General features: G+C 55.7%; 9 protein-coding genes. 2 read left to right on the forward strand and 7 right to left on the reverse strand.

Going from position 1 to position 13,348, the window contains the following annotated elements; all coding sequences use genetic code 11:
* Positions 1-65 precede the first annotated feature (65 nt).
* Both JRF57_00190 and JRF57_00195 read right to left on the reverse strand, forming a co-directional pair.
* A complete protein-coding gene (locus JRF57_00190; protein ID MBW2302109.1) occupies positions 66-560 on the reverse strand; it encodes a hypothetical protein in 495 nt (164 codons plus the stop codon).
* 16 nt (positions 561-576) lie between these two features.
* Positions 577-1,761 carry a thiolase family protein gene (locus JRF57_00195; GenBank protein MBW2302110.1) on the reverse strand — a complete coding sequence of 395 codons (1,185 nt, stop codon included), beginning with the start codon at positions 1,759-1,761 and terminating at the stop codon, positions 577-579.
* 655 nt (positions 1,762-2,416) lie between these two features.
* On the opposite strand from JRF57_00195, the gene JRF57_00200 reads away from it, so the two are divergent.
* Both JRF57_00200 and JRF57_00205 read left to right on the forward strand, forming a co-directional pair.
* Positions 2,417-4,093, forward strand: a complete 1,677-nt coding sequence (locus JRF57_00200; GenBank protein MBW2302111.1) for a Na/Pi cotransporter family protein — start codon at positions 2,417-2,419, stop codon at positions 4,091-4,093.
* A gap of 3 nt (positions 4,094-4,096) precedes the next feature.
* Positions 4,097-4,789: a YkgJ family cysteine cluster protein gene (locus tag JRF57_00205; GenBank protein ID MBW2302112.1), complete on the forward strand. Its 693-nt coding sequence runs from the start codon at positions 4,097-4,099 to the stop codon at positions 4,787-4,789.
* Positions 4,790-4,870: 81 nt separating this feature from the next.
* Here the strand turns inward: JRF57_00205 and JRF57_00210 are convergent, their stop codons facing one another.
* From JRF57_00210 to JRF57_00230, 5 genes are all read right to left on the reverse strand, one after another.
* Complete coding sequence (locus tag JRF57_00210) at positions 4,871-6,634, reverse strand: formate--tetrahydrofolate ligase (GenBank protein MBW2302113.1); 1,764 nt, start codon at positions 6,632-6,634, stop codon at positions 4,871-4,873.
* A gap of 982 nt (positions 6,635-7,616) precedes the next feature.
* Positions 7,617-7,814, reverse strand: a complete 198-nt coding sequence (locus JRF57_00215; protein MBW2302114.1) for a MoaD/ThiS family protein — start codon at positions 7,812-7,814, stop codon at positions 7,617-7,619.
* Positions 7,811-9,952, reverse strand: coding sequence for an aldehyde:ferredoxin oxidoreductase (locus JRF57_00220; protein MBW2302115.1), 2,142 nt, complete (start codon positions 9,950-9,952; stop codon positions 7,811-7,813). The genes JRF57_00215 and JRF57_00220 overlap by 4 nt, the downstream gene beginning before the upstream one ends.
* A 90-nt stretch (positions 9,953-10,042) precedes the next feature.
* On the reverse strand, positions 10,043-11,194 hold the full coding sequence (locus tag JRF57_00225; GenBank protein MBW2302116.1) for an FAD-binding oxidoreductase: 1,152 nt from the start codon (positions 11,192-11,194) through the stop codon (positions 10,043-10,045).
* Entirely contained in the window at positions 11,187-13,274 is a 2,088-nt protein-coding gene (locus JRF57_00230; GenBank protein ID MBW2302117.1) for an FAD-dependent oxidoreductase, read from the reverse strand. The genes JRF57_00225 and JRF57_00230 overlap by 8 nt, the downstream gene beginning before the upstream one ends.
* Between the last annotated feature and the right edge of the window lie 74 nt (positions 13,275-13,348).

Here is a 13,348-nt window from a genome sequence, read left to right on the forward strand (position 1 = left end):
AGGTGAACCTGTCCGGGCGTTTTGATGTTCGTGAGGGCTACCGGATCTGCCCCCGGTTCTGAAAATTATTTTTTCTTTACGGGTTCAAATCCAAAGTAAACCCGCTCCTTCATGATGGACTCCTTGCCCTTGTCGATGGGATGGGGAGCCACATCGAAGACATAGAGCTGAACCTCGTCCCCTTCCTTCACCTCGCCTACGCCGCAATTGTAAAGGAGGCTGAAATAGTGCCGCACAGGGCTGTCCTCCGGGAATTCGATCCAGGCCCCTATCATGGGAGGGGTGTACTGAATGGGCACTCCTCCCCACTTTTCCACGAGGGTGACGACCTTGCCCCTTGTCGGCAGGTCGATATACTCCAGATCCTCCGAGTAACACTCGGGGCAAATCACTCGAGGCGGGAAAGAGACCTTTCCACATCCTTTACATTTCGTCGTGGTAAATCTCCCTTCTCTCAGGTTGTCGTAAAATGGGTAGATCCTGTTGAACTCCTTGCACTCAATGGGATACAGGTCCAGAGTAGGAGAATATTTTCCTTCCAAGAACGGTATTCCCTTCATTTGCCTTCTCCTTCCGCTACCTCGGCTCAAGGCCGTAGGTCACGATGGTATGTTCCACGTTGCCGCCGCTCAGGTTGTGGGTCAATCCGAATGTAGCTCCTTGCACCTGGTTGATGGCTCTGCCCTGGAGTTGTTTCATGATTTCGATCCCCATCCGGACGCCGGTGGCCCCGAAGGGATGTCCGCTGGAAATCAACCCGCCATCCGTGTTGATCGGGATTTTTCCTCCGATTGTGATCTCTCCCGATTCACAAAAGGGTCCCCCTTCTCCCTTTTCACAGAAGCCCAACTCCTCGACCTCGATAATCTCCGAGATACTGAAACAATCATGGGTCTGGGCCACATCGATATCCTTCGGTTTGAGGCCGGACCTCTCATAGGCCTTCCGGGCGGCCAGTCTCAGGTGAGGCCAATCCCCGAGGTGCTCCCCCGGCCAGTTCCCGCCGACGCTGTGAAGGGAAACCTGCGCCCCGCCCCGGAGGTAGACCAGGGGCCGATCCGTAAGATCCTTGGCCCTTTCTTCCCTGGCGACCACTATGGCCGCGGCCCCGTCTGAGAAGGGACAGCAATCGAAGAGCCCGAGAGGATCGGCGATTACGGGGGCTTCCTGGATATCCTGGAGGGTGAGTTCCTTCTGGAAATGGCCCTTGGGATTGTTCAGTCCATGCTTGTAATTCGTGATCGATACGGACGCGAGCTGTTCCTTGGTCGTACCATAGGCCTTCATGTGCTCCTTGGCCTGGACGGCGAACCAAACCGGTGGAGGACCGATCCCGTTGGGTCCGTCCCAGTCGTGGTCCACGGCGGCCATTTCATCGTACTGGATCTGCCATCGCTCGGGTGTATAGAGTTTCTCGCTCCCAAGCACCATGACGACCTCGGCCATACCGCTCTCAACGAGTCCCTGAGCGAGAAGGATTCCCGTGCTTCCACCGGCGCAAAGAACGTCCACCCGGGTGCAGATGGATGTGGGTTTCAAACCGATTCTTTCCGCTACAACAGGGGCGGTGTTGACCTGGGTGGAGCGCCTTCCCACGAAAGTGGAGGCGAAAATCAGGCCGTCGATATGGGACGGCTTGAGGCCGGGGAGATCGTCCAGGCAGGCCTTGGCCGCTTCCTGTACCAGATCCACGTAACTGGCCTCCCTGACGCCCCACTTGCATTGACCTCCTGCAATGACGCAGGCATTATAATTTCCCATTTCCTTGACCTCCTCTATCGATGCTGGATCCAATCCGTGCGGATCCAGTCTGAAAAACAGCTTCATTCATACCGGATCACCTTCGACTCATGGTGTCGGGGTCGTTTTTTGAACCCAAACTATGCGTTAAAAATGAAATTGATCTTTATTGCAATATGTTAAAGCATTCTGACAGCACCCGATGGGTGAAGGGTAAAAGGATGTTCCCTCCGGTACTTCCCGCCAAACAGCCAGCGGGCAAGCGTTCACGCATAACTTGGGTTGAAACCCCGCCCAAATATGCCGGGGCAAAAACCCCGGCATATTTGGATAGACCCGGTCTATGTTCCTCGATTGAGGGCGTTTTTTTACCAGTCTTCCCTGAAGGTGTCAACGCTTTTTTGCTGCGAAAGATCCGGTAAAGTCATGAAAGACCTGCCGGCAGCTCTTCCCGCCTATCATTTCTCCTCGTATCTAAGACGGCATTCTGATGTACATGACGTATTGACGAACGTTCCAGGATTTACTATCTTCCATTGGGCCGAATGACCAATTTCGACCCAAGAGTTTAAAACGCATCCATGCGAAAAAGTTTGAAAAAATTGCTTGGAGATAACTTTCCCCTCAGGCAAGGGGCTTTCGACGGAACCTTTACTCTCAATCCATAGGCAAAGACATAATGGAAATACTTTTCAAGGCCTTGGGAGGTCTCGGCCTCTTCCTTTTCGGGATGAAAATCATGTCCGAGGGGCTTCAGAAGGTGGCCGGGACGAGGATGAGAAAGATCCTCAACATGGTCTCCAACAACCGTTTGGTCGGGTGTGCCGTTGGGACCCTGGTAACCAGCGTTATTCAGAGTTCCAGCGCCACGACGGTCATGTTGGTAGGTTTTGTAGATGCGGGATTGATGTCTTTGACCCAGGCCATCGGGGTCATCCTCGGAGCCAATATCGGTACCACCGTGACGGCTCAGCTCATTGCTTTCAAGATTCAGGACTACGCCCTTCCCGCCATCGCCCTGGGTGTTTTCCTGAAATTCTTCATCGGCCGTCGCAAGTGGGTATATGTCGGTGATGTGTTCCTGGGATTCGGTTTGGTCTTTTACGGGTTGGCCACCATGAAGGCCGGTTTTTCGCCCCTCAAACACGACCCCTCCTTCGTGGCCTTTTTCACGCGCTTCAGCGCCGATAACCTTCCGAGCCTTCTCCTTTGTATCCTGGCAGGGACCGGGCTGACCATGTTCCTGCAAAGTTCAAGTGCCACCGTGGGAATCACAATGGCGCTGGCATCCCAGGGACTTCTCACCTATGAGGCGAGTGTCGCCCTGATCCTGGGAGACAATATCGGAACCACGATCACCGCAGAATTGGCGAGCATAGGCGGGAACCTGAACGCCCATCGGACAGCCAGGGCCCATACCCTGTTCAACGTCATAGGAGTGATCAACATCATTATAGTCTTCCCTTTGTTCATCAAGCTGGTGACCTGGAGCACTTCCACCTTTCTACACCTGGGGCCGCCGGACCTTCTGGTGGGAGGGGAAAAACCCAATATCGCCCGATACATCGCCAATGCCCATACGGCTTTTAACGTGATCAACGCCTCGTTTTTCCTCCTTTTTCTCCCTTATCTCATCAAGGTGGCGACCTGGTTGACACCAGCGGGGGACAAAGAAAAAGACCTTGAGGAAATCCATCACGTCCGACACCTGGACTCCAGGTTCATCGATACTCCTTCCGTCGCCTTAGGCCAGGCCAAGGCGGAAATCCTCCGCATGGGCGAAGCCGTCCAGGTAATGTATTCCGAGGTGGTCTACTCCTTGGAAGAACGGAGGGTCAAGGAGTTAATCAAGTGGCGCAAAAGGGAGGACGCCCTGGACATCCTCCAGAAGGAGATCACCCATTTCCTCGTCCAGGTGGCCCAGAAGCCCATCAGCCCCGAGGAGTCAAAGGAGGTCGCATCCCTTTTGCGGATGACGAACAACCTCGAGAGGATCGGGGATGCCATCGAGAACATCGCGGAATTGATCGAAGAATTGATCGAACAAAATCTTCACCTATCCGAGGGGGGCCTCCAGGACTACAAGACCATTTCCCTCGAGGTCGGCAAATTCATCGATCGCGTTATTAAGGCGATTGAGATGGAGGACAAGGGGATCATGGAGGACGCCCAGAGAATGGAAGAGACAATCAACCGCATGCGGGAGGAGATGCGGGGGAACTATTTGGTCCGAATGCAGAGCGGTGTTTGTACCGTGGACCCGGGGTTGATCCTGGTCGACATGCTCACTGCCTTTGAAAAAATGGGTGATTACTGTTACAACATCGCCCAGGCCATTGCAGGAGTCAGATAGGATATGCTCCCCCGGGATCCCCAACCGAGGGATCACTGTATCCGGTGCGGGAAATGCTGTCTTGCCTCCAGCCCTTCGCTTCACCGGAAGGATCTTGGACTCCTCAGGGACGGCCTCCTTGGAATGCGGGATCTCTTCACCATCAGAAAGGGCGAGGCGGTATTCGACAATATCCACGAAAAGGTCACCATCACCTCCCATGAAATGGTCAAGATCCGGGAGAAGGAAGGGATCAAGGGGGGATGCTGTTTTTACCAGGAGGAAACCCGGAGCTGCCGCATCTATGATCACAGGCCTCTTCAATGTTCCGTCCTCAAATGCTGGGATACGCGGGAACTGGAGACCCTTTTACGGGAACGGAAAATTACGCGCGAAATGATCGTAAAGGACGGCACTCTCCTGGCCCTGATAAGAGAGCACGAAAGGCGTTGCGACTACTCCCTGCTTGAAGACCGTGTACGATGTATCGAATCCGAAGGGGAAAAGGCGGTCAGGGATGTCCTGGAACTGCTTCGTTTTGACTACCATTTTCGGCTTCTCATCCCGGAAAAACTCCCGGTTCATCCCCTTGAGATGGACTTTCTCTTCGGCAGGCCGCTTACGGAAACCATCCGGATGTACGGGCTCCAGGTCCAGCGAGAAGAAGATGGGAGTTTTCTTTTAACCACAGTTTCTCCCGCCCCCTGGGCTATTTGACGGCTCCATGCCCCGCCAAAAAAAACCGGCACCCGGCTTCGGGCCGGGTGCCGGAAACAGTGAAACCATTCAGCGTTATTCTTAGAACAATCCCTTGACCTTCCCGGTCTTCACATCAACGTCTACCCGCCTGAAGGCCGGATTGGAACTGGTCCCCGGCATCAGGCTGATGGTCCCGGCGCAGGGGCAGAGGAACTTGGCGCCGGAATAAATAAGCACGTCGCGGATAGGCAAGACCCAACCCTTGGGGACACCCTTTAGGGCGGGGTCGTGGGAAAGGCTCAAGTGGGTCTTGACCATCATGGTGGCGTAATCATCGTACTTCGGATCACTCTCGAGCATCTTTGCCTTGGCCTCCGCTTCGGGAGTCCATGTAACGCCCTTTGCCCCGTATACGACCTTAGCGATCTTTTCCACCCTGTCCCGCAGCTTCATCTCCATGGGGTAGAGGAACTTGAACCGGGTCTTCTCTTCACAGGCCTCCTTCACCGCCTCTGCGAATTCGATGGCCCCGTCCCCGCCATCCGCCCAGTGGGTGGATACCGCGCAACGGGCCCCGGCCGCCTCCGCAGCCCTTCTCACGGCGGCTATCTCGGCCTTGGTATCGGTATGGAAGGCATTGATACAGACCACCGGATTGATGCCTGACTTCCGGATGGTGTTGATATGGTGAACCATGTTGGGAATACCGGCCTCCACCAGCTTCAAATTTTCCTTTGTATAGGCGGGATCCAGAGGAATTCCGGCCACGACCTTGGGTCCGCCACCGTGCATCTTGAGGGCGCGGATGGTGGTGGTAAGTACCGAGACATGGGGTTTCAATCCGCTGTAGCGGCACTTGACGTTCCAGAACTTTTCGAAACCGATATCAGCGCCGAAACCGCTCTCGGTTACGTGGTAATCGAAAAGCTTAAGGCCGATCCGGTCGGCGATGATGGAGGATTGACCCACTGCGATGTTAGCGAAGGGGCCCGCATGGACCATGCAGGGCTGATACTCGGCCGTGCACATCAGAGTCGGATTGATGGTGTTTCTCATCCATGCGGTCATGGCGCCGCCAACCTGCAGGTCTTTGGTCGTAACAGGCTTTCCCGATTTGTCGAAGGCCAGAGTGATTTCATCAAGCCGTTTCCTGAGGTCGGCCAGGTCCGTCACGATGGAAAGGATGGCCATCAACTCGGAGGATACAGCGATCCCGAACCTGGACTGCATGGTGAAGCCGTCGTACCTGCCGCCGATCCCGATGATGATGTTCCGGAGTGCCTGAGCGCAGAAATCGATAATCCATCCGAATTCCACCCGGGTGGGATCGATATTGAGCCTTTTCATCTTGGTGAGTCTTCTTAACTGTTCATCGTTGTAATTCCGCTCGTGCTGCATCCTGGCTGTGAGGGCGACCATGGCCAGGTTGTGGGCGTTCATGATATCGTTGATATCGCCCGTAAGGCCCATGGAAAACTCCGTCATGGGGATGAGCAGTGAGTTTCCACCGCCTGCAGCAGTTCCCTTGATGTTCATGGTAGGTCCACCGGAGGGCTGGCGAAGCGCGCCGCCCACGTTGAGCCCGAGTTTCCCCAGTCCCTCCATGAGTCCGCAAGAGGTGGTACTCTTTCCCTCCCCCAAGGGGGTCGGAGTGATAGCAGTCACCTCGATATACTTTCCGTCTTTCTTTTTTTCGAGCCGCTTCATGATCTTCATGAAGTCCAGCTTGAGGAGCCTGCCGTAAGGAATGACTTCATCCTTCTCCAGCCCCAGTTTTTCCCGCCACTCATCCGGCGTCGGCATATTTTTCTCTGCCGCTTCCGAGATCTGCCAGTCCTTCATCTTTACCGCATTGTAAGCCATATTCGTTCCTCCTTAATATGAGTTAATAATAGAGATTAAGTCCGCCATGAGAATGGATAGCCCCCTTAGACTTAATTTCACCCCTGGAAAATCTCTTTTCCCGCAATCGGAAAACCTCTTCCGACCTGGGAAAAAGAATATATGGAAAAAAGAAAGGTGACTCTTTTTGGACACCTTTCTTTCATTGCATAGGTCCGATGAAAATGTGCCGCCCAATGATCAAGGACGTCCAAGGGGATTCCCCTCCAGGGGAGCTGCTGGAACAGGACACCCGGGGTATAAAGAAACAAGCCGGGCCATTTCCACCCCATTCGCAAAAGGCTTTGATTTCAAGGGGCCGGCAGGTTTCCATGGTAAGAATCCATCTTCCTCGGCAAGGCTAAAACCCCCCTGCCCACCCATGGAACCCCGTTCCGCGTATGAGGCGAAAACCCGGGTTGGTCTTCCGTGGAATGGATTGGGGCAGGTCGCACAAGGGATCTCGAAAGCCGATTCCATGACTGACAAATGGGCCGTTTCTGGATGGAAACCGACTGAGACCTTTATAAAACGCCTAATTTTGCCCGATCTCAGGCCCTGTCTGTGCATTGCACGCAGACAGGCAAGACTCAAATTTCAATCAACGAAATACTCGATGTATTCTTCTGGTTGAAATTTTTGTCTTCCCCTCCGGGGCGCAGGCCCTAGGGGCCGGAGGCTTGATCTTGGACAAAATTGAACGTAAAAGATCTCCGGCTATGAAAGCCTCTGAATCCCTTGCCATTTCAAGGGTTCCGCGCGGCCCTCGGAAACGGCTTCTCCCTTGAGGCGGGGCTATATCTCGGGGATGCTCTTCTATCAAAAAAACAGAGGTGCGTCAAGTCTATTACGCACCTCCCATTGGTTTCTTGTTCTCTTTTCTTCCGCCTGCGGCCAAGTAGATGCAGGCAGCGATCGGGCGAGAAGGCCCGGGTGATCAATGGACCGGGAAAAAGGCCTAAGATCAACCGCCCGCCACCATGGGAATCAGACGAACCTCGGAGTCGTCGGGCACGGGCGTGTTTTCAAAGTTGGGCCTGGTCACCGTCCTTCCGTCGATAATGACCACGGCATAGGGATAGGGGTCATCGAGTTCCCTTAGGAGATCCGCGACCGTCATACCTTTTCGCCACGGGATCATCCTGTCCCTGATCCTGATCACTCTTCAACTCCCGACGCCTTCAGCAGTTCCAAGACTTCAGGGAAATCAATTCCCAGGCGCTTGACGGTTTGGACCGTGGGGATACCGTCCTTGGTCCAGCCCCTGCGCTTATATACGGCATCCTTGAGTTTCTCGTACCTCTCCTCCCGGAACCTGCGCAACAAAGCGACCTTTTCAGCCGTGCTTTTTCCCGCTATATCCACTCCGTGATTTTCTTTGAGCTGCTCATCGTAACGCTGGGCCCTGGATTCATATTCCTCCACGGTCACGGGTCCCATCGCCCGGTAAGGGATATCATCATGCTCCCTGCGGCCGAACCCCATTTTAAGGTTGAAGATACGCTGGAAATTGTAAACCGCCTCACTCATGGAGATAAGGTCCCCCGGGGTCACCCGGCGGCCCGTGACCGCAGAGAAATACTCTGCGTACCATTCCACGTGTTTCATGACCTTCGCAGGCTCCGGTGTTTCCTTGTTGTCTTCCGGCACTATATCGTTCCAGGGAAGTTTGCACAGTCCGCACAGTCCGAACCATGTTCGGAAACACGGGAACCAGTGAAGGGCTTCGGCCTTTTGCTCGAAGGTGGGCATAAAATTGTGCACCATGTCCAGGAAGATCAACCATGCCTCGTCATGCTGGGGACCTTTCAGTGCCAGGCCATACCCCCCCTGTTGGGCGAGGGATTCCTTGGTCATGTACTCGGAGAATTCGAGTCCCTTGGCCTCCATCCCGATATCCTGGAGAAATGCCGCATCAGCACCGAATTCTTCGGCGAACACGCTTTTCATTTTTCGGATTCCCTGTCCCACCAGCTTTCCGAAACCCTCACCACGAGCCATTTGATGAATCACCATGAGGGCGCTCTCCCGGTTCCCAAAGGAAAGGTCCATGCCCCCTGTGTGCTTTTTATTGATCAACCCCCGCTCGAAGCATTCCATGGCGAATGCCAGGGAAGTCCCAACCGAGATGGTATCCAGCCCATAGGCATCGCAGTAAAAATTGATCTCGAGAATCGTATAGGGATCGAAGATCCCGATATTCGACCCGCAACCGGCGATGGTTTCGTATTCCGGTCCGTCCACGAATACCCTGGTTCCCTTGAACGCCCCTGTCAAAGGGACAAAATCCTTCACCCCGTGGGCACAGGCCACTGTGCATCCCATCCAACAACCGTCGAAGCCCGGGTCAAAGATGTTCCGATACACATCCTTGCCTATATTGTTGGCCCCGGGATGCCGACCGTACTGGAAATTATGTGTTGGGAGGAGATCGAAGTCGTTCATGATGGGAACGAGATGGGTCGTACCGATACTTGCCATCTCATTCTGCTTCGGGTCGAGTTCCCTGATCTCGCGGGAATACCTTTTTCCGCCCCGGACAAGGGTCTCTTTGTCGGCCGGCCCGTTCACGTCCACCGAGACCTCCTCCCATCGAGCCACGATGGCCTTGAGGCCCTTGTCCGCGAAGACGGTGCCGAGCCCTCCACGCCCCGCTTGTTTGTACCTGACCCTCTTCCGCTTCGGGTCATACCAGGAAAAATTGAGGCATCCGATCAGGGTGTGTTTCGCCCCGGGTCCCGTTGAAACCACGGAGACACTTCTCGGTTTTCCTTGAGCAAAGTATTCTGTCAGGGTGGAGGAAATCTCGTATGCATTGTCTGCCAACCCTGAGACTTCAAGGATCCGGATTTTCTGTTCCACCCCATCGATATAGACCACCACTTCCCGGGATGATTTTCCCTGCACTTCCATCGCATCAAACCCCGAGAACTTCAAGTAGGGCCCAAAGTATCCTCCCACGTTGGAATCCATCACCGACCCCGTCGTTGGAGACAGAGCAGTCACAATGCTTTTGCCCGAACCGGGATAGACAGGGGTGCCACCCAGGGGACCGCTGGCGATACACAGGGCATTCTCGGGATCGTTCCATTTCGTTGTGCCCTTGACGGCATTCCACAACAACCACAAATCAAAACCCTTTCCGCCGATGAAAACTCTTTTCATGGTGTCGGACACCGGTTTTATCGAAATTTCGGCATCTGTCAGGTTCACGTGAAGGGTCTGATTGGCATAACCCCGTTCAATGGTAGGTCTCTTGTACCCAAAGGACTTGATCTCTTTTACCTGGAATCCCGACATGTTCACCCCCCTGTTAACCTTGATCATCTTTATTTTTCTCTATTGCCGGACCGAGAACCCCTTACTGGGGTTCTCCCCGACTTCCTTCCCCTACTTTAGGGCCTCAGCGCCTTTGAATTCCCTGTAGGGGTCGAACCCCTCCAGAATGATGCGATCCTTATCGTTCGTACTCCCTGTGATCATTCTGGCAAGGACCTCCCCCAGCCCCGGCCCCAACATAAAGCCCTGGCCGCACATCCCCGTGGCATGAAGCAGCCCTTCAACCTCCCGGTTCCATCCCACCAGGGGAGATCCGTCCGGAGACATGGGGTAGAGTCCTCTCCAGACCCGCCGCACCCTCAGGTTCTTGAGCCTCGGGAGGAGTTTCACCATCCGGGCGCTCACCTGGGGGAGGAAGGTGGAGGTCTCCCGTTTGTCGGTCCCCACGATGGGAGGATCCGGGGTGATGCAGAAGATCACCTGGCCCCGGCTGTTTTGGTAGAAGTAGTAGTTCTTGGTGCCGGGGGCGGGCCTGAGGTCCACGACCATGCACCTGAAGAAAGGCTCAACAGGCTCAGTAATAGCCCCCTCATGGGAATCGGGAACCACAGGCATGTCCACGCCCACCGTGCGGCAGAGATCCCTGGAATAGGGTCCCGCGGCATCCAGCACGACCGGCGCCCTGTAGGTCGCCTTTTCCGTGGCCACGCCTACAACTTTCCCCTTCTCGGCCAAGATCTCCCGAACCTTTTCTTTAAAGACGAAGCGGACGCCCAGGGCAAGGGCCCTGCGGTAAAAAGCGTTCAATGCAAGGAGGGGTGAAACCGATCCGTCCTCAGGAGAATAGGTCCCGCCCCTGAGCCCCTCCGTGACGATTCCGGGTACGATTTCACGGATCCGGTCCGGTCCCACCCAGTCGATATGGAGCCCGTACTGCTTTTGGATGGGGAGAATCCCTTTCAGGAGGTCTTCCTCCTTTTGCCGGTAAACCGGAAAGGTGTATCCGCCTTGGAGCCACTCGATGAAATCCCCGTACCGATCTTCCCAGGTAGAGAAGATCTCCAGAGACCTCAGACAGGTCAGAATCTTGGCTGGATCCGAATGGGTCGCCCGGGCTCCCCCGATGGCATGTTTGTTTTCTCCTTGCCCCGGTGAAGGGTGCTTGTCCAGGACCAGGGTCTTCACACCCATCTCCCCCAGGGCCATGGAAGCGGGTACGCCGATAGACCCGGCTCCCACGATAATCACGTCCCAGTTACTCATGGTCGTCCACCTCCCTTACACCAGCCAGCAGCCCCATGGGGACCTCCGTGAAAAGGGGCCGATCGATCCTGTCCGTCACCTCGGTAAGATCGATTCCTTCTTCCTGGAATATGCGCCAGATCATGGGCCTGCACGTCTTGGATCCACAGGCGCCCATCCCCGCCCGGGTCAGGGCCTTCAACTGGTTCATGTCCCTGACGCCCTCCCGGATGGCGGCCCGGATCTCTCCCGCGGTGACCCGCTCGCAGCGGCACACCACCGCTTCGTCAGGCGGAGATTCCTTCTCGTAGATATCAGAAGGTTCAATCTGTTTCTCCAGGACCTGGATCCCCGCCGCCTGCTTGGCGGTCTTCCGGTCCATGCTGACCTGTACCAGGAGGGTCCCGGGATACTTCTTCATGGATCGGACCTTCACCACCGAGTAATGCCCCAGGAGCGCCCCATCTTCATCCATAACAGGAACCTGACTCCCTTCCTCCACCCGTTCCCTCCAAACCTCGTAAGGAAGGGTCACGATGGGGTTTTCCGGATCCTCCCGGTAGTCTACCAAGGTCACGGCAAGCCCGGGACAGACGGCCACGCAGTTCAGGCAGCCCTTGCAAAGGGACAGGTCCTCCATATAGGGGAGTCCTGTGAGCCTGTCCCCTTCGGTCCGGATGGCTCCCTGGGGGCAGACCGAGGTGCAGGGATTGCAAGGAACTTCTTCGTAGCAGTGAAAAACGGGGAATACTCCTTCTTCTCTGTCGGTCTGTTCCCGATGGTGGACGGGGCCTGGCTTGGATTTCAGGATTGCGGCCTTCTCGTCCCATTCCTCTGGGATCTCACCTTTGTAAAGGCCAAGGGACCTGGCGATCCTGAGCCCCTCGATCTTTCCCGCGAACATGGCCGCCGAGGCCTCAGCGATTTCCCGGGCGTCTCCCGCGCTGTAAACATCCATTCCCCATTCCTTGGCCTTCAAGTAGAATTCGTCCACCTCGGCCAATCCCACCGCGATAAGAACCGTGTCAACCTCGAAGGTCTTGTAAGTGCCCGGTATAACGTTCCAGCTTCCGTCCAGTTCCCCGATTGTCACAGAGCTTACCCGCTCCCTCCCCCGGGCCGACACCACTGTATGGCTCGTATAGATGGGCACACCGAGTCTTCGGAGCTTATCGGCATGCACCTTGTACCCACCGACCTTTGGGAGGGCCTCGATGAGGGCCGCCACATGGATCCCTGCCTGGATGGCATGGTAGCCGGCGATCAGGCCCACGTTCCCTCCCCCTACGATCAGGACCCTGTCTGAGGATCTCACCAGGTCCCGGTTCACCAAGGTCTGGAAAGCCCCTGCCCCGTATACTCCCGGCAGGGTGTTGCCCGGAAAGGAGAGCATTTTTTCGCGGGCTCCGGTTGCCACGAGCAGTTTTTCCGGGCGGATTCTCCGGTACAGGTTCCTCCTTACGACCCCCACGATCCCATCGGAGAAAACGCCTACGGCCGTAGTGTTCAACCAGCACTCCACGCTCTCCAACTCCCGGATCTTCGCCTCCATTATCCGTCCGATCTCGAATCCCCGTGTCCCAGCGTGGGAGTCTTCTACGGAACCGAAAAACTTGTGGGTCTGGAGGACCAGCTTGCCTCCGAGGGTCGACTTATCGTCTACGATGAGGGTATCCACCCCGAGTTTCCCCAGTTCGATGGCCGCTGACATCCCGGCGGGACCCCCGCCGATAATCAGCACCTCCACCTCTCTTACGGGTGCCTCCTTGATCGGGGGAACGGCATCTTCCTCCGGCAGCCTGGGGAGCCCTTCCACGCTCTCCACCCTCATCCCCTCCCGAAGAGGAGTCATGCAGGATTTGACCGGCCGCCCATCAGCCACCACAAGGCACTGGGAACACTGGCCGTTGGCGCAAAAAATCCCCTGGGGACTCTGGTCCTTGTAATGGTGGCCGAAGACATGTATCCCGTTGGCCATGAGGGCCGAGGAAAGCATCTCGCCCTCGTATCCATGGAGCTCTTCCCCGTTCCAGGAAAAAACCACTTCCCGCTTCCGGGGGACATCAAGGATTGGGTGTTTCGTAATCCTCCTCGTTTCCATACTTGATCATCCTTCTTCATCCATTGGGGTGAGATGGGCACTGCTTCCAAGCATCCCTGTTTCTCCTCTCATCC

The sequence above is a fragment of the Deltaproteobacteria bacterium genome (assembly GCA_019310525.1).
Classification (GTDB): Bacteria; Desulfobacterota; DSM-4660; order Desulfatiglandales; family HGW-15; genus JAFDEE01.

Excerpts from the sequence above, each read along its gene's own strand:
- JRF57_00225 (MBW2302116.1), bottom strand. The coding sequence starts at position 11,194 with ATGAGTAACTGGGACGTGATTATCGTGGGAGCCGGGTCTATCGGCGTA.
- JRF57_00205 (MBW2302112.1), top strand. The coding sequence starts at position 4,097 with ATGCTCCCCCGGGATCCCCAACCGAGGGATCACTGTATCCGGTGCGGG.
- JRF57_00210 (MBW2302113.1), bottom strand. The coding sequence starts at position 6,634 with ATGGCTTACAATGCGGTAAAGATGAAGGACTGGCAGATCTCGGAAGCG.
- JRF57_00190 (MBW2302109.1), bottom strand. The coding sequence starts at position 560 with ATGAAGGGAATACCGTTCTTGGAAGGAAAATATTCTCCTACTCTGGAC.
- JRF57_00195 (MBW2302110.1), bottom strand. The coding sequence starts at position 1,761 with ATGGGAAATTATAATGCCTGCGTCATTGCAGGAGGTCAATGCAAGTGG.
- JRF57_00220 (MBW2302115.1), bottom strand. The coding sequence starts at position 9,952 with ATGTCGGGATTCCAGGTAAAAGAGATCAAGTCCTTTGGGTACAAGAGA.
- JRF57_00230 (MBW2302117.1), bottom strand. The coding sequence starts at position 13,274 with ATGGAAACGAGGAGGATTACGAAACACCCAATCCTTGATGTCCCCCGG.